15 protein-coding genes, 2 tRNA genes and 1 pseudogene are annotated in these 21,341 nt (G+C 46.8%); 8 read left to right on the top strand and 10 right to left on the bottom strand.

The genetic code is table 11. The features are described 5' to 3' along the window. Positions 1 to 52 precede the first annotated feature (52 nt). The 9 genes and pseudogenes from ACLIIY_RS07710 to ACLIIY_RS07670 form a co-directional block, all read right to left on the bottom strand. On the bottom strand, positions 53 to 3,763 hold the full coding sequence (locus ACLIIY_RS07710; protein WP_434528542.1) for a M66 family metalloprotease: 3,711 nt from the start codon (positions 3,761 to 3,763) through the stop codon (positions 53 to 55). A gap of 412 nt (positions 3,764 to 4,175) precedes the next feature. Further along, entirely contained in the window at positions 4,176 to 5,972 is a 1,797-nt protein-coding gene (locus ACLIIY_RS07705) for an aminopeptidase P family protein (protein ID WP_434528454.1), read from the bottom strand. Beyond that, a pseudogene (locus ACLIIY_RS07700) lies at positions 5,969 to 6,902 on the bottom strand (ABC transporter ATP-binding protein). Before ACLIIY_RS07700 ends, ACLIIY_RS07705 begins: the two are co-directional and overlap by 4 nt. A gap of 9 nt (positions 6,903 to 6,911) precedes the next feature. Further along, on the bottom strand, positions 6,912 to 7,895 hold the full coding sequence (locus ACLIIY_RS07695; protein WP_434528453.1) for an ABC transporter ATP-binding protein: 984 nt from the start codon (positions 7,893 to 7,895) through the stop codon (positions 6,912 to 6,914). A gap of 9 nt (positions 7,896 to 7,904) precedes the next feature. Beyond that, a complete protein-coding gene (locus ACLIIY_RS07690) occupies positions 7,905 to 8,837 on the bottom strand; it encodes an ABC transporter permease subunit (RefSeq protein WP_434528452.1) in 933 nt (310 codons plus the stop codon). 9 nt (positions 8,838 to 8,846) lie between these two features. After that, the gene (gene oppB / locus ACLIIY_RS07685; RefSeq protein ID WP_434528451.1) at positions 8,847 to 9,767 is read right to left on the bottom strand and encodes an oligopeptide ABC transporter permease OppB; all 921 of its coding nucleotides are present in this window, start codon (positions 9,765 to 9,767) and stop codon (positions 8,847 to 8,849) included. 163 nt (positions 9,768 to 9,930) lie between these two features. Beyond that, complete coding sequence (locus ACLIIY_RS07680; RefSeq protein ID WP_434528450.1) at positions 9,931 to 11,541, bottom strand: peptide ABC transporter substrate-binding protein; 1,611 nt, start codon at positions 11,539 to 11,541, stop codon at positions 9,931 to 9,933. 317 nt (positions 11,542 to 11,858) lie between these two features. Next, the gene (locus ACLIIY_RS07675; RefSeq protein WP_434528449.1) at positions 11,859 to 12,965 is read right to left on the bottom strand and encodes a M20/M25/M40 family metallo-hydrolase; all 1,107 of its coding nucleotides are present in this window, start codon (positions 12,963 to 12,965) and stop codon (positions 11,859 to 11,861) included. A 610-nt stretch (positions 12,966 to 13,575) separates the two neighbouring features. Further along, positions 13,576 to 14,040, bottom strand: coding sequence for a TetR family transcriptional regulator (locus ACLIIY_RS07670; RefSeq protein ID WP_331419911.1), 465 nt, complete (start codon positions 14,038 to 14,040; stop codon positions 13,576 to 13,578). A gap of 391 nt (positions 14,041 to 14,431) precedes the next feature. Here ACLIIY_RS07670 and hppD point away from each other — a divergent pair, with 391 nt between their 5' ends. The 5 genes from hppD (at position 14,432) to ACLIIY_RS07645 (ending at position 19,224) form a co-directional block, all read left to right on the top strand. Further along, positions 14,432 to 15,505: a 4-hydroxyphenylpyruvate dioxygenase gene (hppD, locus tag ACLIIY_RS07665; protein WP_434528448.1), complete on the top strand. Its 1,074-nt coding sequence runs from the start codon at positions 14,432 to 14,434 to the stop codon at positions 15,503 to 15,505. After that, positions 15,498 to 16,628 (top strand): homogentisate 1,2-dioxygenase, encoded by a 1,131-nt coding sequence (locus ACLIIY_RS07660; RefSeq protein ID WP_434528447.1) that lies wholly within the window; start codon positions 15,498 to 15,500, stop codon positions 16,626 to 16,628. Before hppD ends, ACLIIY_RS07660 begins: the two co-directional genes overlap by 8 nt. A gap of 9 nt (positions 16,629 to 16,637) precedes the next feature. Then, positions 16,638 to 17,675 carry a fumarylacetoacetate hydrolase family protein gene (locus ACLIIY_RS07655; RefSeq protein ID WP_434528446.1) on the top strand — a complete coding sequence of 346 codons (1,038 nt, stop codon included), beginning with the start codon at positions 16,638 to 16,640 and terminating at the stop codon, positions 17,673 to 17,675. Positions 17,676 to 17,695: 20 nt separating this feature from the next. Beyond that, a complete protein-coding gene (gene maiA, locus ACLIIY_RS07650) occupies positions 17,696 to 18,364 on the top strand; it encodes a maleylacetoacetate isomerase (RefSeq protein WP_434528445.1) in 669 nt (222 codons plus the stop codon). A 197-nt stretch (positions 18,365 to 18,561) separates the two neighbouring features. Further along, positions 18,562 to 19,224 (top strand): DUF2726 domain-containing protein, encoded by a 663-nt coding sequence (locus ACLIIY_RS07645; RefSeq protein WP_005439975.1) that lies wholly within the window; start codon positions 18,562 to 18,564, stop codon positions 19,222 to 19,224. Between the two features lie 108 nt (positions 19,225 to 19,332). Here the strand turns inward: ACLIIY_RS07645 and ACLIIY_RS07640 are convergent, their stop codons facing one another. Next, positions 19,333 to 20,265 (bottom strand): alpha/beta hydrolase, encoded by a 933-nt coding sequence (locus ACLIIY_RS07640; RefSeq protein WP_434528444.1) that lies wholly within the window; start codon positions 20,263 to 20,265, stop codon positions 19,333 to 19,335. 170 nt (positions 20,266 to 20,435) lie between these two features. On the opposite strand from ACLIIY_RS07640, the gene ACLIIY_RS07635 reads away from it, so the two are divergent. From ACLIIY_RS07635 to ACLIIY_RS07625, 3 genes are all read left to right on the top strand, one after another. Further along, on the top strand, positions 20,436 to 20,774 hold the full coding sequence (locus ACLIIY_RS07635; RefSeq protein WP_009697431.1) for a hypothetical protein: 339 nt from the start codon (positions 20,436 to 20,438) through the stop codon (positions 20,772 to 20,774). Between the two features lie 179 nt (positions 20,775 to 20,953). Then, positions 20,954 to 21,030, top strand: a tRNA-Val gene (locus ACLIIY_RS07630). A 46-nt stretch (positions 21,031 to 21,076) separates the two neighbouring features. Beyond that, positions 21,077 to 21,153 (top strand) — tRNA-Val (locus ACLIIY_RS07625). The last annotated feature ends 188 nt before the right edge of the window (positions 21,154 to 21,341 follow it).

Genomic DNA, 21,341 nt, shown 5'->3' with positions numbered 1-21,341 from the left:
GAGTTTACATTGTGCTGGGCGTTTTTTATTCATATTGAATATCGGTTAAGGCTTAGAAGTGTCCCAAATACTGCCAATCAGCGTTGTTCGGGTTTGACTCCGTTGGCCAAGGGAAATACCAGTATTTGCCGTCAATGAGGCGGTAGTAATGATAACCACCACGGAAGTGATACACGTAAATATCGTTTATCGTTCCCGTGTTGTTGTTCTCGCCCCAAACTCCCATGCGATCTTGCTTGTGCCAGTTTAAGATTTCGGCTTCAAACTTAGCTAGGTCACTGTTGAGATCAGCAATGTACTGTTCAATATCCGTATCGCTACCAATAAAGCGCCAATCAGCGTCAGAGGTGTTTTGAACTGGCAACGCGCTGTTTACTCCCGGACGTTTTTGCATAAAGTAACGGCGCTCACCGCTTTCATCGGTATCAATGAAAATAGCGTTCTCAGATAGACCCCATGTTGTTGAACTCGCTTGTTCCCAAGTTAGCAATTGACGTTGATTGAAGTAGCTGGCAACACGCTGTGCATTGTCGATGTTACTACGATCGACTTTCAGTGGGTTAAAACCAAACTGGACATGGTTTTCCGCTGAGCCTAGGTACTTCCAGCCTTCATTGTCTGCTTGGTTGGTTGGGAAATCCGCCGCAGAGATATCACGCATTAGGAAGTAATCGCGAGTGCCGATGACTGGGTTAGGGTACACGTAAAGTGCACCAGCGCGGCGTTCTGCGCTTGTCTCACCATTGTTCAGCACACCCGCTCCGTAGTTGTTTGCTACGAACTTGTCGAAGTCAGCCACAAAGCCAAAGTCGACGCGGTTTAACGCTGCGTTGTCGGCAAACATGACTTGTTCATCAATATATTGTTTGTAACCGTGCTCTTGACCAACAAAGATAGGACCAACAAGCTTATCGATCGCTGGGTTTTGATCAGGGATCAAGCTATCTAGTACTTGTTCACCATTCACGTCAGTACAACTTAAGGTGACACGAGTCGGTAGTGGCAGTTGCTCTAGGTTAAAGTGAAACTTATTGCTTTGTGAGTCGTTTAATCGGCTACTTGCAACCGCAATGTTTTGTACTGAACCATCCTGGCGCTCCACCGTAACTGCACAGCTACGTTGAGAGACCATACTCGGTTGATGCATTCCACCTTGATGTTGTGCGTAACGCCAATCTGCACCGTTGTTGTGTTTCACGCCACTAAACTGCTGGCAATGGGAAGAGGTAAAGTAGCCCGCACCATCATGGCTCGTGCCAGATTTATCAAGCACACAAAGTGGCACTTCGCCAATTTCGGCGTTCGGCGTGTAAGTCACAGCACCTTCTCCGTATTTAGATAGCAGTGAGTAGTCATGATCTTGAGAAATCATGTGCTCACGCTGACCATTGATGTTCCAGTACATGTCTTCGCTGCTTTCACAACGCGCCATATCTGCACTGACTGTACCAACGAAGTTTGCACTTTCGCCATTGCTTGCCGTGTAGGTGAACTGACAAATACGAGCCTGCTGGTTGTTGACCTTCATCGTCTGCCACAAATCTTGTTGAATTTGCTCGTCAGACAAAGAAGACACCGCTTGCCAACCTTCCGGATGAGAAGTTACGTCTGGTGCAGAAGGTAGCTCAAACACGTTGCCGTAGTTGGAGTAAATCAGTGGGTAAACTTGGCTTGCAAGTTCGTTACGCGGATCGTAAATGCCCAACATGGTGACAACAGGCACGCCTGCCGCGCTAGGTACTGGCGTGTCGGTTTGTGCTTCTTCGTAACTTTGGCTTTCTTGATTCCAACGAACATAACCAGTCGAGCTGTTTAAATTGACGTTAAAGCCGTTATTGAGCCAAGTTTGTACACGGCGAGACTGAGAAGGGTGCTCTAACGTGTAATGACTAATGGTGCCTAATAGTGCGGCTTCGCCACCGGCTTGAGCGTCACGCATAAAGCGGAATTCACCCGCAAATGGTGGTACCACTTCACCACCCACATCGTTAGTCGTGGCTTCACCTGTCCAGTGTAAGTTACCGATAAAGCGGCGATGCAGAGCATCCCAACCCCAACCAGATTCCAAATCGTGCGTGGAAGCATACCAAGGGTAGTGACCCAGACCGTAGTTATGTCCCAGTTCGTGCGACCATTCGTTACCTGTTGTTGCTGTTAACGTCACGATGCCACCTCCGCCACTGCCGCCATGGTCAATAATGCCGTTGGTGTACACACCGCGGTTGGTGTGCGCAGTAATGTGATTGAAGCGCTTATTGTAAGCTTGCGAATAACCAGCACTATCGGTAATGCCAACGTTCGCATTATTCACACCTGTAGATACCAGTGCTTTACCAATGGCTTCACGCATATCACCGCCGTGCCAACCACCTTCACCGTCTGAGCTTGTGGTGTAAACCTTACCATTTGGCAGCGTCACTTTCGGGAAATAAGCGGCAGTGTAATCCGCCATCACCAGTTTAGATGCTGGGATTTTCTGGAAGTAATCGGCGCTGAGTTTTGCCATGTTTTTGATCATGGTGTTGCCATCACGCGGCGCCGTGAGCATACCCATGTCGATGTTTTGAATGATAAGCTCCGGTGCGCCGCCAAAGACAAGTTCATTAGCAGCTAAGTCGCCTTGTCGATCAGTGTTATCGGTTAAACGTAGCGACAAGCCTGGCTTCATCCAATCCCATTGCAGCGGCAGTGACCACGCGTGATGGGAGAATACCACTTTAGAGCGTCCATTCTCTGGCTGATCAGAAGCCGCAAGCGCGCTTGGTGGCAGCATTGGAAGGCGAGTGATTACAGTGCCTTCAAAGCTCACTTCTACCCAAACTTGTTGAACGTTTTTGTCTTCTGGCGTGAATAAAAGCAGAGCTTCACGGTCGATCACCAAGTCAGGGAACAGGTTCACATCGTTTTGATTCGGGGCGGTGGTCGTATGGGTTTGAGCAAAATGGATAGAGCCAATCAAATCGCCATTCAAGTGATTTACTAGCGTTAATTCGTCTGCGTAACCGAGGCGTGCCGCACTTGTCGTGAACTCAATCTTTTGTGGCTCGATACAATCAATCGCATTACACGAAGAAAGCTCCGCCGTGTACCGAGTGTCTGGTTTCAGGTTACCAATGAACAAGCCAGATTGAACGTTGTCATAACGAACGGGCTCTGAACCTGATTCGGTCAACGTCAAAACCACATTGTCATTCGTGTTTTGCATAGCCCATTTTAGCTGAACACCTTGATCTGAAACGCTGGGTACGTTCAATGCATTGATGCTTGGCGCAGATAGGTCACCACAGTCAGAAGTCTCGATGTTTTGAATCATATCTGACTGCCAAATGTATTCGCCATTTGGACCCTTAGAGCCTCGAGCTGCAGGGATATATTCTACGTAGCAACCTGTGTCGTCTGGGTTCATCACGCCAAACTCTTTGTGCATCAGGTAGAAGCCACCGTTGTACATGATGAATTCCCATTCAGGACCGACGAAGTCCACCACATTGCGGTAGGCTTGGTCTTGATCGCCGAATAAGAATGGGAACTTAGGGTAGCCATCAAAGTTAACCCAGTATTCATAGCCTTGAAAATCAAGGTAGGTTTCGCCATCACGCTGGGACGTGCCTTGACCTTTGTCTGCTAACTGCTTGAGCATTTCTATGCGTTCAAAGGTTTGGTTACCGACTTCGACCAAGGTTAGGTCGTGGTTCGCGTTTGCGAAAGCGGCTGTACTTCCTAATAAGGATGAGATCAGCCAAGCGAGCGTGTTTTTCTTCATATTAGACTCTACTTTTGCCAATGGAATAGACATTTATGTGTCGCCAGAAGCTCGACACTGTATGGAGGGGATTACATAAGCAATCTCAATGTGAGTGGCTTACAGATTTGATTATCTGATGGGAATTGACGGCAAAATAGATAGCATGAATTGCGCTTGTGATTTCGCTTCCAGCTCTGATTTGATCGCGAAATTAGATTGGTATCTTATGTCCAAATTCATATTTATCTATCTATACAAAATGATGTTTCCTATGTATGCGAATGGCATGTTGTTCTAAGAAAAAAGGGATTTTTAGCGAGGACTGAATCAGTGAGAAGAAAAAAGCCAGCCCGAGGACTGGCAATCAAACTGAGTTATTTGAAGTTAACAAGAGTTTGAAATGAAAATGAAATTGGAGATGAAGAAAACGCTATTTTTCAACCATCTGGGTTGCACCTTGTAACCAAGTTTTGTCATGCGCATCTAATGATGGGCTGAGCGCTTTGTAAACCTGCGTGTGATAGTGATTTAACCAATCCACCTCGTCTTGGCTAAGTAAGGTGATATCGAGCATGCTGGTGGCTATCGGAGCTAGGGTAATGGTCTCAAAACCGTAAAATGTGCCAAATTCGTTTTGCTCGACCTCCACGACTTTCATGATGTTCTCGATACGAACGCCGTATTCACCTTCGCGATACACGCCCGGCTCGTTGGTGATCACCATGCCTGGTTTCAGTTCCACTTCGCGATGGCTTTGCGAAAAATTTTGTGGACCTTCATGAACATTTAAGCAAATACCAACGCCATGTCCCGTGCCGCATTTATAATCAATACCATGCTGCCACAACACACCGCGAGCCATGATGTCGAGATTGGCACCCGTAGAGCCTTTCATAAATCGAGTCTGAGTCAGTCGGATGACCGCTTTGAGCACTAAGGTGTAGTCTTTGCGCTGTTTAATGGTCGGTGACCCGAAATGGAAAGTACGGGTGATATCCGTAGTGCCGCCAAGGTATTGACCGCCAGAGTCAACAAGAAAGAAATTGCTCTCGTTGACGACGGCATTGCTTTCTTCATCGGCAGCGTAGTGCATTTTGGCACCATGGGCAGCAAAGCCGGCGATGGTGCGAAAACTGTCGCTCACATAATGGCGAGTTTGGCGGCGATAACTTTTTAACTGCGCCTCAGCAGACAATTCAGTAACAAGCCCACTTGGGACTTGGTCTTCTAGCCAACTCATGAACCTGACAACTGCCACACCATCGTCCTTCAATGATTGTTCGAGATTGGCTAGCTCGGTCGGGTTTTTGCTGGCTTTCATGTCGGTGACCGGGCAAGCCATTGGCTTTAGTGAAACGTTTTGCTCAATTGCACTGACCAATAAACTGTCGGTGTAGCTTGGGTTAAACGCAAGAGAAAGCCCTTCACATTGCTGATTCAAATATTGGCTTACGTATTCGTAATGACGAACGCTGACACCTTGCTCGTTGAGTTGCTTTTCTATCTCAGCTGGTAACTTCGCTTTGTCGATAAATGCGGTCGCGCGCGTTTGTTCCACCACAAGATACGCTTCAGATACTGGACAGTAAGGAGTATCTGCGCCGCGAATGTTTAGCGTCCACATTACATCGTCTAACGTTGACACCAATAAACTGTCAACGCGGTTGTCGCCAAGCCAAGAACGAAGGTCAGCTAACTTTTGCTTGGTCTCTATGCCGGCAAAGGCGACAGGGTGCTCAAAGATCATCTCAGTTGGTCTGCTAGGGCGGTCATGCCAGATCGGTGTCAGTAAGTCGAGATCGAGGATAATCTGGATGTTTTTAGGCTCAAGCGCTTGTTTGAGTTCTTGGTAAAATGCATAGCTGATAGAGCGCCCATCTACCGCGATGGTACTGTCGGCTTCTAACGTGCTGGCTAACCATTTTGGAATGCTTGGCGTCTCTGGTTGACGCGCTTTAAATAGGTTGAGTCCAGTACCATGAAGCTGTTCTTCAGCTTGAATGTAGTAGCGACCATCGGTCCATAATCCACCGCCTTGAGTGGTAATGACAACGTTGCCTGCCGAACCGGTAAAACCAGAAATCCATGTTCGACCAGCCCAATGATCCGCAGAGTATTCACTATTGTGAGGATCGTTATTCGTTACGATATAAGCTGCAACGCGATAAGTTGCCATCGCATCTCGCAGCGATGAAAGACGTTGATTTACCGAGTTTGTTGTATTCATGAAAGACTTCCTGAAATCATGTTTGAACAATAGATATGATGTTGCTCAGAGCCAATTTTTGCAGGGCTTTGCTGCCCGCAGAGTTGCGTCGCTTCTGGACATCGGGTTCGAAAGACGCAACCGCTCGGAGGGCTGAGCGGGGAAGGGAGATCGCCGGGCAGCAATTGGATCTCGCGGTTGCGTGCTAGTTGAGGGTTGGCGATTGGCACCGCAGAAAGCAACGCTTTGGTATAAGGGTGCTGCGCATCATCAAATACTTGATCGTAACGTCCGACTTCCATCGGCTTACCCAAATACATCACCATTACGCGATCACTAATATGACGTACCACGCTGAGGTCGTGAGCAATCATTACCAGTGTCAGTCCCATCTCTTGTTTGAGGTCATCGAGTAGATTGATCACTTGCGCCTGAATGGACACATCAAGTGCGCTAACGGGTTCATCACAAACCACCAAGTCAGGATTAAGAATCAACGCACGTGCGATGCCGACACGTTGACACTGACCACCAGAAAACTCATGCGGATAGCGGTTACGCTGGCTTGCGAGCAGTCCTACTTTGTCCATCATGGCGATGACTCGCTTTTCAACTTCGGCACGTTTAAGCCCTGGTTCGTGTGTTAGCAGTGGTTCGGCAATGCATTCTGAGACGAAGGGCGAGTGCGTTTTTGCCAAAGCCACGCATATCTTCACCTTTCCACGTCAGGGTGCCGTATGTCGGTTCAACCAACCGAAGTAGGGCGCGCGCCAATGTGGACTTACCACAGCCGGATTCGCCGACAATGCCAAGGGTTTCACCTCGGTACACATCTAAGTCAATGCCATTCACCGCTTTGACGATCTTTCTTCGACTAGGAATGATATGGCGCGATACTGGAAAGTGGACTTTCAGGTCGCGGGCAGACAATAACACTTCTTGTTGGGTCATAACGTTTCCTTAAGCCGATTGATGAATAAGAGAAATACTGCCTTGCGCTTTGACATGACAGGCGATGGATTGGCGTCCGTTAAGGGGCGCGAACCGAGGCGTCTGTGTTTGGCAACGTGGTTCACGATAGTCACAGCGATCTCTAAACGGGCAGCCCTTGTGATTGATCAAAGCGCTTGGAGGGTTACCTGCAATAGTTGGTAAACGAGGCATGTCTTCGGTAATCGATGGGATCGCCTTTAGAAGCCCTTGAGTATACGGGTGAGCTGGCTGGGCGAATAAGGTGTCCGTATCGGCTTGTTCCATTTTTTGTCCGCCGTACATGACTAAAACTCGGTCACACATTTCAGCGACCACGCCCATATCGTGAGTGATGAGCAAGATGGCGGTGTTGAACTCTTGTTGTAACTCACGCAAGAGCGTCAGGATTTGAGCTTGTACTGTCACGTCGAGTGCAGTTGTGGGCTCATCGGCAATAAGCAGTTCCGGTTTACACAGCAACGCCATGGCAATCATCACACGTTGGCGCATACCGCCAGAAAGTTCGTGTGGATATTGGTTCATGCGCGTTTCCGGAGAGGGAATTCGTACTGCATCTAGCATCTGAATGGATTCTGCAATGGCTTGTTTTCGGCTCATTCCTTTGTGCACCATCAGCACTTCACTGAGCTGTTTGCCAATCTTCATAAAAGGATTAAGAGAGGTCATCGGATCTTGAAAGATCATGCCGATTTTCTCTGCGCGAATGCGGTTTAGTTGCTTCTTCGACATCGCGAGTAAGTTCTCGTCATGAAAACGCGCTTCGCCCGAGACGTTCCCGTTATCAGCTGTTAACCCCATTAGCGCAAACACCGATTGGCTTTTGCCTGAGCCGGACTCGCCAACGATGCCTAGTGTTTCTCCCGCTTGAATCGCGTAAGAGAGGTTGCTAACCGCTTGCACTTGTCCGTCTGGCGTATCGAAGCGCACGTTCATGTTTTCAATTGATAGCATGGGAAGTCCTTATCGATCTTTCGGGTCAAGGGCGTCGCGTAAGCCATCGCCGATGAAGTTAAAACAAAACAGGGTTGCGACCAAAAACAGCGATGGGAAAAGTAGCATCCACAATGCCACGTCGATGGTTTTTGCGCCTTCTGAAATCAAGATTCCCCAACTGGTGTCTGGCGGTTGAACACCTAAGCCTAAGAAACTCAAGAAGGACTCAAACATGATGAAACCGGGCACCATTAAGGAGGAGTAGACCATCACGATCCCAAGTACGTTTGGCAGCACATGACGACGCACAATAGTGAATTTAGATACGCCGATGGAGTGCGCTGCTTCAATAAATTCGCGCTTTTTGATGCCGAAGGTTACGCCCCGTACCACTCGAGCAATACCCAGCCATGACACCATGCCAATCACGATAAAGATCAGATAGATGTTGTTGCCAAATAAGGTCACGAACAGGATGACCATGAACATAAATGGCACTGAGTCGAGGACTTCGATGATGCGCATCATAACGCTGTCTACCATACCACCAAGATAGCCAGAAATACTGCCCCAAATAGTGCCAATCACAACGGCAACCAAGGCACCAACAAAGCCAACTAAAATCGACAGGCGACCACCTTGCATCGTACGGGCAAATAGGTCTTGTCCTAGGTCGTCGGTACCAAAATAGTGCCCGCTGCTCAAAGAGGGTTTCCCTAACTCGTACGGGTCAGCAAGGATGTTCCAATCAATCTCATCATGTCCAAAGGCAGCAAGTGAAGGACCAAAGGTGATACACAAGATGATGAACGCGAGCACGTAAACGGAGGTCATTGCCGCGCGATTTTTGCGAAAGCGAGTCCACGCGTCTTGCCACAGACTGCGACCTTCTACAGCTTGGATATTATCAACAACTCGGTCTTGTAAGGATTGAGTATCCAGCTTTTTAATCGATAACATGCTCGGCTCCTAAACTCGGATACGCGGGTCGATAACGGTGTAGAGTAAGTCGACCACAAGGTTGAAAAAGATCGTCAGTAAAGCAACGATGAGAGTAATACCCATGACTAAGCCGTAATCGCGATTCAGTGCGCCGGAGACAAAGTGTTGACCCATACCGCCAGTACCAAAAAAGATATCGATGATGACCGAGCCTGTGACAACCGAGACAAAAGCTGGACCCAGCATGGCGACGACGGGGATCAATGACGGTCGCAGTGCATGATGGAACAAGATGTATGCGGTCGATAACCCTTTGGCTTTTGCAGTACGAATATAAGGTTGATTCAGTGTTTCAATCATGGCGCCGCGCATAACACGAGCAATACTGGCGATAGAGCCAATCGCAAGGCTTAGTACTGGTAGTACGAGAAAAGCGAGTTGTCCTCCTTCCCAACCACCGGCAGGTAGCCAACCTAAATGAATCGCAAATATCGTCACCAATACTGGCGCGAGGACGAAAGCAGGCACAACAACACCCGTCATGGAAAGGGTCATCAACCCGTAATCTAAACGGCTATTGCGCTTTAACGCAGCAATGGTGCCGAGCAACATGCCAAGTGGGACTGAGATACAAAAAGACAGAACGCCGAGCAGGGCAGAGACTGGCCAAGATTGAGCGACCAACTGAGTCACCGTAAAGTCTTGATAGACAAAGCTTGGTCCTAAATCGCCTTGAGCGAAGTTGGTAATATAAATCCAGAACTGAACCAAAAATGGTTCGTCGAGGTGAAATTTGGCTTCGATGTTAGCGCGAACCACTTCCGGCATAGGACGCTCCATGTCAAACGGTCCGCCGGGTGCGATATGCATCAACCAAAAAGAGACCAAAGCGATAAACAACAACGTCGGAATCGCGATGGCTAATCGTCTGAGAATGTACCAAATCATGATCCATCATCCTTTGGTCATTCGACGTCACATGTCGTCACGTCGAGAAAGAGAAAAAATTGGCCTGAGCTCATCACCGAGAGAAGAGAAGTTCGACACGATATGCCATGTACTCGCAATGTCAGTGCGTGTTACCGAGCCGACTCAGGCCGAAAGCATGCCATTAGTGGACTTTCACATAGACATTCTTGCGGTAGTACGAGGACTCGGGGTTAGTACGCTCGTAGCCACCAACATAAGGCTTGATCAAATATTGATCGTTGCCTGGACGGTAAACCGGGATAATCGCCATATCTTCAATCAGCATGCTTTCTGCTTCTAGATACAGCTTTGATGGATCATTCATGGTTTTAGAACGCGACATCAACTCATCATATTTGGGGTTGTTGTAGCGTGAATCGTTGTACTCGCCATTGGAGACGAAGATATCGAGCCATGTTGAAGCTTCGTTGTAGTCTGCGGTCCAGCCGCCACGAGTGATTTCAGTTGGCTCTTTTAATGCGTAGAACACTTTAGGCTCGAGTTGTTTGATGGTGATTTGCGCACCTAAACGGCTTTTCCACATGCCTGCCATTGCTGTTGCCATTTTCACGTCTTTAGAGAAGGTAGGAACAGTGAAAGTGAGTTTGAGTGGATTCGCTTTGTTATAACCAGCCTGTGCCAATAAGCGTTTGGCTTTGTCGATACGCTGATTTGTTGTCCATGTCGCGTATTCTGGGATGTGTGATTGAAAGCCATCGGTTTGTGGCGGCACCAAGGTAAACATTGGGATACCTCCGTTTCTTAAAATCGCATCGGTTAAGATCTTGCGATCAATGGCATAGGATAGGGCTTGTCGAACACGCAGGTCTTTGGTTGGACCCTGCTGGGTGTTGAGGTAATAAAACGTCGAGCCAAGTGACGCACTGGTGTCTGCGACTTCTTGTGGCAGCTTGGTGATTAGCTTTTTCTTTTGCGCAGAAGGAATCGACATCACTTGGTCTATTTCCCCCGCTAAATAGCGATTAAGCACAACATTGGCATCACCAATCGGCAGCCACGTGATTTTATCCAACACGACGTTGCTTGCGTCCCAATAATATGGATTTTTCACCATCACCATTTTTTCGTTTACCTTCCACTCAGAAACGGTAAACGCGCCATTAGTAACAATGTGTTTTGGTTGCGTCCAGTTGCTGCCGTATTTTTCAACCGTGGCTTGATGCACCGGAGCAAGAACCGGATGACTAAGCAGCTTGATAAAAAATGGAATCGGCTTTTCAAGCGTCACTTGGAAGGTTTTGTCGTCTAGCGCTTTTACGCCAAGTGTTTGCGGTGTTGCTTCGCCTTTCATAATCGCTTGTGAGTTTTGGATGTTTGGAATCGCGGCAAACCAAGCGTAAGGGGAAGCGGTATTGGGGTCGAGTAAGCGCTGCCAACTGTAGACAAAGTCTTGTGCAGTGACATTGTCACCATTCGACCACTTTGCATCACGAAGCTTGAAGGTGTAGACCGTATTGTTGTCGTTCACCGACCAAGATTTCGCAACGCCGGGAATGGTTTTTCCTTGTTTGTCTTGAATCGTTAACCCTTCGAATAAGTCTCGACCAAGGTTAAATGCGGGCTCAGCTGCTTGTTTAGCCGGATCGATAGACGTCACTTCTGCACCGTTATTAAGCGTGATCTCTTGTGCTTCGGCGAGTGTCACGCCCGATGGGTACGGCACAGCATAAGTCGAAGCCGCAAACATTGGGCTCATCACAGATGCCAACAAAAGTAGCTTAGGTAGTTTCATCCTTTCCTCACTCGATTCATCCTTGAAGGTGAGTTGAATGTATATTGTATAAATTGTTCAGACAATCGAGTTTTAACATACCTGTAACAGGGTGTTAGAAGCTGAGCTTTTTGGTCTCAAAAAGTGAGCCATTAGAATTTCAATCCATGAATTTATGCCAACTTGGCACAGTCAGATTCTCTGCCAAGAAGGCAGGGTAAAGAGAGAATGAAGAGAATAAAGCGGATAGAAACGAAAAATCCCCTTCATGCACGAAGCAAGAAGGGGATCACCATTAGCGTTTCAAATTCAGCGTAAACTGCGCTCTATTCTCTAGATTATTTCACTAGGAAGTGCTTAACGAATTCCGTGATTTTCACCATGTCGTCAACGGCAATGAATTCTTCAGTGGTGTGGACTTTCGCCATACCAGTTGAAAGGTTTACCGTTGTTAGACCTTTCTTGTTGAAGTTGTTTGCGTCGCTACCGCCACCAGTGCCTTTTGTAAATGCATCGATGCCCATGTCAGCGAATGCCGCTTTGATTGCTGATACGTGAGCATTGTCTTCTTCGATAACAAAAGCGTCGTACGCGCGGCTTGATTCGATTTCAACTTCTGCGCCGTGTTTTTCACATACTGACTCGAAGGTAGAGATCATGTGGTTCACTTGCGCTTCTAGCTTCTCGCCGTTTAGAGAGCGTGCTTCAGCAACAATTTTTAATTCCGGCATCACGATGTTTGTCGCTTGACCGCCGTTTACCATACCGATGTTTGCTGTGGTTTCTTCGTCGATACGAAGCAGCTTCATCTGGTTGATTGCATCTGCCGCTACCATGATTGCGCTGATGCCTTCTTCAGGTGCTAGACCCGCGTGTGCAGGGCGGCCTTTGATTGTCGCAACGATTTTTTGCTGACCAGGTGCCGCAGTCACGATAGTGCCGATAGGGCCGCCTGTATCCAGGACGATCGCTTCTTTAGACGTTACGTGCGTCATGTCGAAGTACTCAGAGCCGAACAGGCCGCCTTCTTCATGCACAGTGAAAGCAAGCTCTAACGTTTTGTGCTCTAGGTTTTCAGCTTGGATGCAGCGAACCGCTTCCATGATCGCTGCGATGCCTGATTTGTCGTCACCACCAAGGATCGTATTGCCTTTAGAGCGAATGATGCCATCTTCGATGATTGGCTCGATACCGATACCAGGCGTTACTGTATCCATGTGGCAGCTCATTAGGATAGAGCCTTCTTTCTTGCCTTCTAGACGTGCGTACACGTTGAAACCGTTAGAAATGTGTTCTGGTACTGGTAGTTTGTGAACCGTAAAGCTTAGTTCGCCCAGTTGCTCAGCCAGAGTTTCTGCAATTTGTTTTTCATTCATAGATTCGCTGTCGATGCGAACCAGTTGGCAGAAATGTTCAACTAGACGTTCTTGATTAATTTGTGTCATTTGGATGTCTCTTTCTTTCTTGGTCGAGACCGCAGCGGTATAGAGTGCGAGCCCGAAAGGGAACAGAACACCTCTTATTACACAGCTAATCCATGTGAAAACTGTCTTGAATCAAAAAACACCTCTGCCTGACATTATTCTGACCTGTGAATTACCGGATCTGATGCGGCGGTCACGAAAGTAAATAACAGCTAGGAAAGCACGAGGGTAAGAGCTACGTATGAAATCAGTGTTAGGGGGAATAGGACGCAGAAGAATGATGTGAGCTTTTTACGAATCTCTATATGTCGAGAAAGTCTCTGTTTTAACTGAAGTACTTCAGTATTTATGTACAGAGTCGAGCTATTTTTGTAATTGATGAAAAGTTAGCAGTATATGTGTAGAGCTGATTGTAATTTACCCTCTATTTATTGAAGCAATGTCACGAATGTGGATTAATACAATCTCTGTTTATTCATGTCCTCTCGCACTGCCTTTCTGGATAGACCGAACTCTGCAAAGGGTTCGGTCGCTTTAGTTTCAATGCTGCTAACCTTTTGTTTTTATGTATTCAACACCCTAAAAAAGCAAAAAGCCGAGTAGGGTACTCGGCTTCACTATTGATTTGACTTTATTCGTATCGATGAATGCTTAGCAGGGTTAATCCAATCAACCACTCAACCGTGCGCTGGCTATCTTTGTGCAACTTGTAAGAAGCCACTGCCTCTACCTGGTTTTGAAAGTCTTTGAGGTAAGGAGTGTGGTGCTCGCAAACGGTCATCAAGAATGCCAAGCGCCAGATCGCCATGAATTCAGGATCTTCGAAATGTTGCTTCCAGCTACTGACAAATGCCTCTTCGCTACCAGATAGGTCGAGCTTATCCATCAACATTTTTAGCAGTCTGCCTTGCAGAGCGCGAGGGATATCGGCTTTCTTTGCAAAGTGGTGGCTTATTCCCGTCCTCGATATTCCCGATTGCTCGCTCAACGTTGTGTAAGACATTTTCTCGTAGCCAAGCGTAATCAGTTGCTCTGTCGCGACATCGAGAATGGTGTTGATCGTAATTTGGGTATCTTCGTGAGTTCGGCGTGCCATAACTAATTTGCCAATGTTGTGGTTAAAAAAACGATACTAACACTTATCGTCTTGCATTCCATATAAATATCCTTAACGGGACCTTGTTTGAATGATAAATGCGCGTTACTGCCCAAAATAATCGCCGTGGTAACAAGTTGTTTACATCTTGCTGCGGTGTGTAAATTGATGTGGTATATGATAATGCATTGATATAGCTCGCTTTCTGTATAATTGTCGTAAACGTTTGCTATAACAAAATTGCGTGTAACATAAATTTTACAACTGCCGTTTAAAACTGCGTAAAGCCAGATTTCCACTCATGTATTCCAATTCTTCTCCTCCTGCGCCAAGTTAGAAATATCGAAAGAGAACGTATGTTCAAACACAACAATGACATAAGGAGAAAGTCATGGTGGACACCTACAACCCATTAGGCACGGATGGGTTCGAATTTGTGGAATACACAGCGGCGGATAGCGAAGGTATTGAACAACTTAAAGCGCTGTTTGTTTCGTTGGGTTTTGCAGAGATCGCAAAACACCGTTCTAAAGAGGCTTGGCTGTACCGACAAGGTGACATCAGCTTTATCGTTAATGCTCAGCCGCACAGTCAGGCAGAAAGTTTCGCTAAAGTTCATGGCCCTTCAGTTTGTGGCATGGCTTTTCGTGTGCAAGACGCGAACGTAGCACTAAAGCAGGCGCTGGATAACGGCGGTGAAGAGTACAAAACAGAAATCGGTCCGATGGAGCTGAGCATTCCGGCAATTTACGGTATCGGTGAGAGTCTTCTGTACTTCGTGGATCGTTACGGCAAACAGAGCATTTACGATGTCGACTTCCGTTTCTATGATGATGCAGAAGAGCGCCTAGCGAAAGCAGACGTTGGTATGTACGAAATCGACCATCTGACCCATAACGTGAAGCAAGGCAACATGGACGTGTGGTCAGGATTCTACGAGCGCATTGGTAACTTCCGCGAGATTCGTTATTTTGACATTGAAGGGAAGCTGACTGGTCTCGTTAGCCGCGCAATGACCGCACCGTGTGGCAAGATCCGCATTCCAATCAATGAGTCTTCTGACGACAAATCCCAGATTGAAGAGTTCATCCGTGAATACAACGGTGAAGGTATTCAGCACATCGCGATGACCACCGATGACATCTACCAAACCGTTCAAACACTGCGTGATCGTGGCATGGACTTTATGCCGACACCAGATACGTACTACGAGAAAGTCGACGAACGTGTCAAAGGGCACGGGGAAGACGTCAGCAAACTGCGTGATCTGCAAGTCCTTATTGATGGCGCGCCGACCAAAGACGGTATTTTGCTGCAAATCTTCACTCAGACTGTAATTGGCCCGGTGTTCTTTGAAATCATTCAACGTAAAGGCAATGAGGGCTTTGGTGAAGGTAATTTCAAGGCGCTGTTTGAATCGATTGAAGAAGACCAAATCCGCCGAGGAGTACTAAGCGATGCATAAATGGATCACATTCCCTCATCGGGAGGGAGTGTGCTCCAAGCAAGCACATGCTGATTTCCCGGAAGAGGCAATTTACGAACGTGAAGCAGGTCGAAGTGGGTTCTTCGGTCCTGCGGCACACTTTCATCATCAACACGCACCGACAGGTTGGTCTGAGTGGGAGGGCGATTTACGTCCGCGCGCGTTTGATTTCAACCTAGTCGAAACGGCAAGTCAGATTTCGCCTTGGGCAGTGACGCATCTTCTACACAACGCCAACTGTAAGATACGTGTATGGCGTATGGACGAGAAGATGGACTTCTTGGTGCGTAACGCCGATGGCGATGAGCTGCTGTTCATCCATCACGGTACAGCAGACCTTTATTGCGACTATGGTCATCTCAAAGTGAGCGAAGGTGATTACGTGATGATCCCACGCTCGACCAGTTGGCGATTAGAACCAAGTGAACCAATGTTTGTTCTGATGATTGAAAACACCGATGCCGCTTATTCTTTGCCAGAAAAAGGCATGGTGGGCAATCACGCTGTATTCGACCCTGCGGTTTTGGAAACGCCGTCAATTAACGACGAATTCCGCGCGCAATACTCAGAAGATCAAACTCAAGTTCATGTGAAGCGCCATGACAAAGTCAGCGTGATTACTTACCCATTCAACCCGCTTGATGCGATTGGTTGGCACGGTGATTTGGCCGTGGTGAAAGTGAACTGGCGTGATATTCGACCTTTGATGTCGCACCGCTATCACTTACCACCTTCTGCCCACACTACATTTGTTGGTGCTGGATTCGTGGTGTGTACGTTTGTACCTCGTCCAATCGAAAGCGACCCTGGCGCACTTAAGGTGCCGTTCTATCATAACAATGACGATTATGACGAAGTCTTGTTCTACCACGCAGGGGATTTCTTCAGCCGTGACAACATCGAAGCTGGCATGGTGACTTTCCATCCGGCAGGCTTTACCCACGGTCCTCACCCGAAAGCGTTCAAAGCGGGTCAGGAATATAAGAAGAAGTTTACCGATGAAGTGGCAGTGATGATTGATACGCGCCACGCGCTCGAGTTTTCTGACGAGCTCGATAAGGTTGAAAACAAAGAATACGTCTATAGCTGGCAAGAGAAGTAAGGGGCAAGGATGAAATTAGCAACCAAGAAAAATGGTACTCGCGATGGTCTGTTGATGGTCGTGAGCAAAGACTTGAAACAATGCGTTCCGGCAACCGAAATTTTCCACGCGATGCATCTAACACCCACCATGCAAGTGGCATTGGATAACTGGGGTAAAGTCGCTCCACAACTGGAAGAGCTTTATAACGCGCTAAACAATGGTTCGGTGTCAGGAAGTGAAGCGTTTGAATCCCACTATCTAGAGTCACCATTGCCTCGCGCCTATCAATGGGCGGATGGCAGTGCTTACGTCAATCACGTCGAATTAGTGCGTAAAGCGCGCGGTGCAGAAATGCCAGAAAGCTTCTGGACCGACCCTTTGATGTATCAAGGTGGTTCTGACGCATTTATTGGTCCTTGCGACAACATCGAATTTGCCAGCGACGAGTGGGGCATCGACTTCGAAGGTGAAGTTGCCGTGATCACTGGTGACGTGCCGATGGGAGCAAGCATTGCAGAAGCACAAGAATCCATTCGCCTTATCATGCTCGTAAACGATGTATCGTTGCGTGGTTTGATTCCGGCAGAGCTGGCAAAAGGTTTCGGCTTCTTCCAATCAAAACCGTCATCGGCGTTTTCTCCTGTTGCAGTAACGCCTGATGAACTGGGTGAAGCATGGTATGAAAACAAAGTTCATTTGCCTTTGGTTTCAACCTATAACAACGCGCCATTTGGTTGCCCAAATGCAGGCATAGATATGACGTTTGATTTCGCTGATTTGATTGTCCATGCCAGCAAAACCCGTCCACTTTCTGCAGGTGCAATTATTGGTTCGGGCACAGTATCAAACAAGCAGGGCACGGAGCACGGTACCTCAATCGGAGAGGGTGGTGTAGGCTATTCGTGTATCGCAGAAGTACGCATGATTGAAACCATTCGTGATGGCAAACCGTCGACGCGTTTTATGTCGTTTGGTGATTCAATCAAACTAGAGATGTTTGACGCAGATGGCAACTCGATCTTTGGCACGATTGATCAGCAAGTCAGCCAATACCTAAAACACTGAGAGTGAGGGGCAAGGGAAGTATGAGCGATAACATCACCCTCTATGGCTACTGGCGTTCTTCGGCGGCATATCGAGTTCGCATTTGTTTGAACTTAAAAGAGCTGAAGTACGAGTCCAAATCGATTCATTTGGTACTTAATGGCGGCGAGCAGCATAGCGCGGAATACCATGAGTTAAACGCCTCTGAGCTTGTGCCAGTGCTGATGGATGGTGATATTCAGTTAAACCAATCTCTTGCCATCATTCAATATCTCGATGAGCAGTATCCACAAGTTCGAGTGGTTCCAGAGAAATTGCCGCTTCGTTACCTTACTTTGGCTATGGCTCAGGATATCGCGATGGAGATCCACCCACTCAATAACTTGCGCGTGTTGCAGTACCTAGAAGGGAAGCTGTCGTGTAATCAAGAAGCGAAAGTCGAGTGGATTCATCATTGGGTAAATCAAGGCTTTACTGCGTTAGAAGAGAAGCTAAACCAGCATCGACAACAACATGGAAACTGCATCTACAGTGTGACTGACTCTCCCTCTGTTGTTGATATTTGCTTAGTGCCTCAAGTGTACAACGCGTTACGTTTTGGGGTGGATATGACTCCTTATCCGGTAATAAGCTCGATTGTCGAAGCATGTAATCAACTGCCTGCGTTTATTGATGCCATGCCAGAGAACCAACCTGACGCGAACAGCTAGCACTCTCTCTACATCTCAATGATTAATAAACGGGCTCTTAATGGAGTCCGTTTTTGTTCTCTCAACTTGACGTAAAAATCGTGTTCAAAACGTTGGCTACTGTTATCATCACCCCGCAAAATTTATCGGTTTTGTTGCTCTGGCTAAAATTTCCATTTAGGCTTTGAGCAACTAGTTGTTTTGGGCGCACTTTATCTATGACCAACATCTTTATCATTGTTGTTCTACTTGTTGTTTTCTTCTTTATCATTCAAAAGTACGTGATCAAAAACGATGACACGCGAGACTTCCCATACCGTTCGAAAGGTCCTTTATTAAAAGGGCAAGAAGGGGCGTTTTTTAATGCGTTAAGAGCGGCGGTTGGCGATCACGCAGTGGTGTTTGCCAAAGTAAACATGGCAACGTTGATCGCACCAAAAGAGATTAAGAACAAAAAGCAGTTCTTCATTGCCAGTAACCGAATTTCACGCAGCTACTTCGACTACGTTATCTGCGATCCTAGAACGCTTGAACCACGTGTAATTATTGAGCTTGATAACGGTCAGCAGCTGCATAAAGGCAAAGTCGAGCGCCAAAAACTGCTGATGCACGTGTGTAAATCGGCAAACCTTCCTTTGATTGGCGCATCGGTAAAACACAGCTACCAAGTAGGGCGTTTACGTCGTTTATTGGCAGCGCACATTGATCTGATTGAACCGGATAAAGAAGTCCGCTTTTGTAAAAAGTGTGGCAGTCCGATGATCATCAGAACCGCAAGCCAAGGTGAGTTTAAAGGTCGACGCTTCTTCACTTGTAGCCGTCAGCCAAACTGTACCTACACAGAAAACTACAACGTGGTGTTTGATACAGAAGACGAATAAACAATTCGCTCCCAGATATTGAGATAGAGAAAGGCTTCAACTGGATTGGTTGAAGCCTTTTTTTGCGCGGTTTAATGCCTTAATAAGAGTGAAGCGAAGTAAACCGAATTAAGCGATTGGAGCTCTGCGAGTTTTGATTTGTTTTGAAATTGAAGCGATACAGCGCTTTGCAGACTCACTTACTCCGGAGAGTTGAAAGAAACCATGGATAACGCCTGAGTAGCGTTCACAATTTACCTCTACGCCATGAGCGAGCATTAATTCGCACAATGTTTCGCCCTCATCACGTAAGGGATCAAACTCCGCAGTGATAATGGTCGTAGGAGGTAATCCTCGATAGTCTGCGCTCATGAGGTTTAGGTCCGGCTCAGAAAGCACTTTAGGATCGTTGTTGGTATACAAATCAAAACCAGACAGAAGCATGTTTGCGGTAATGATGTAGTCAGAGCCGTTTTCTTCGTAGCTCTGAGAGTTGCCTTTTGGATCCAACATTGGGTAAATCAGGATTTGTTGTTCTGGTAACCAAGTGGTCAATTTTTTGAGCCTTAACGTCGTCGCTAAAGCCAACTGGCCTCCGGCACTATCACCCACAAATACCATTCGTTCTGGATTCCCACCATATTTGTGTCCTTGCTCCTTAATGCCAAGTACAGCTTGGTATACGTCATCGTGTGCGGCAGGATATGTGTATTCTGGTGCGAGTCGATACTTTATACAGATGACGATCGAGTTGGATTGAACGGCAATCTGTCTCAACTGAGCGTCATGCGTTTCAAAGCCACCACTGATGAAGCAACCACCATGAAAATAAATCGTGAGCGGTAAGTTATCTTCATTGGTTGGCTTATAAACTTTGACCTGAATGCCATTCACTACATCCAAGAACTCTCTTTCTGGTATAGCGCTTTTACCCGCTAATACGGTGCTATTGAGATAACCAGCTCGTCGATCAGCAATAGTTTGTTTTGAAGGGCAAGGCTTACCATTGGATTGGAATTCTTCTACTAACTCTCGAATGCCAGGCTCAAGATTTTGGATCATTTTTTAACTCTTAACGAAAAAATCGACGAATCATAGAATAATCAAAAGACATGTATATACATACAGTTCAAATGTGTGATGAAGATTAAAAATAGCATTTCGCAACACTTATCAACACCCATTCTGGTAGCTCCTATACTTTGATAAAGAAAGAAGAATAGGGAAGCGTTATGCGATATGGATGGATTCTTTCAGCGCTGCTACTTACGTTCAGTAGTCATGCACAGCAGTCACTCAAACCACTAGAATGCCAATTAACTGATACACCTCAGGACCATTTCTTGTTTTATCGTGAGCAGATGGTTTACCACAGTGAGCAGTTTGCGATTTTCCAGAACTTTAAAGGGCGGGTAAGTACCCAAGTGGATCTCAAAACGGGCAAACTAATTCGTACCACGTTTATTGGTGAACCGTTCGAGCCTAAATACCAAATTTTGTTTGGCGATTGTCCAAACGTATCGCAAGTTTTGCAGATTTGGATGCTCAGTGAAGTGCCTTACGACAATTAACTCAAAACACAAAAGTTAAGTAGATCACACTTTTAACCTCACTCAAGCTGAGGCTTGACGATAAAATCGTCTGAAAACGGGTGTTGAGTTTAGATTTTCGCCAAACGATTCAAAGTTAATGAATTTATGCTTGCACCCCTCATAGGATATAGCTAATATCCTTCTCGTTCTTAAGGAATGGGTCCGTAGCTCAGTTGGTTAGAGTACTACCTTGACATGGTAGGGGTCGGCGATTCGAGTTCGCCCGGACCCACCACTCCTTAAAGTCATACTAAAACCAAAGTATGCCGAACAGTAAATTTGGGTCCGTAGCTCAGTTGGTTAGAGTACTACCTTGACATGGTAGGGGTCACCAGTTCGAATCTGGTCGGACCCACCAAATTTAGTTCTTCGTGAACAAACGCAAAGCCCGCTATTTTAGCGGGCTTTGTTGTATCTAGAGCCATCACACAGTATTCAAATCCCTTCTAGAATTCGATAAACCCGCCAATACAAACGAAAAGTGTGATTGTCTTTTTTAATCTTGCCTTGAGACAGTTGCAGTGGCCGATTGGTCGAACCAAAGTA

The sequence above is a fragment of the Vibrio sp. K4 genome, from assembly GCF_051122595.1.
Classification (GTDB): domain Bacteria; phylum Pseudomonadota; class Gammaproteobacteria; order Enterobacterales; family Vibrionaceae; genus Vibrio; species Vibrio owensii.
Note: the sequence above shows the minus strand (reverse complement) of the source record. Positions and strands in the feature narration are given on the sequence as shown.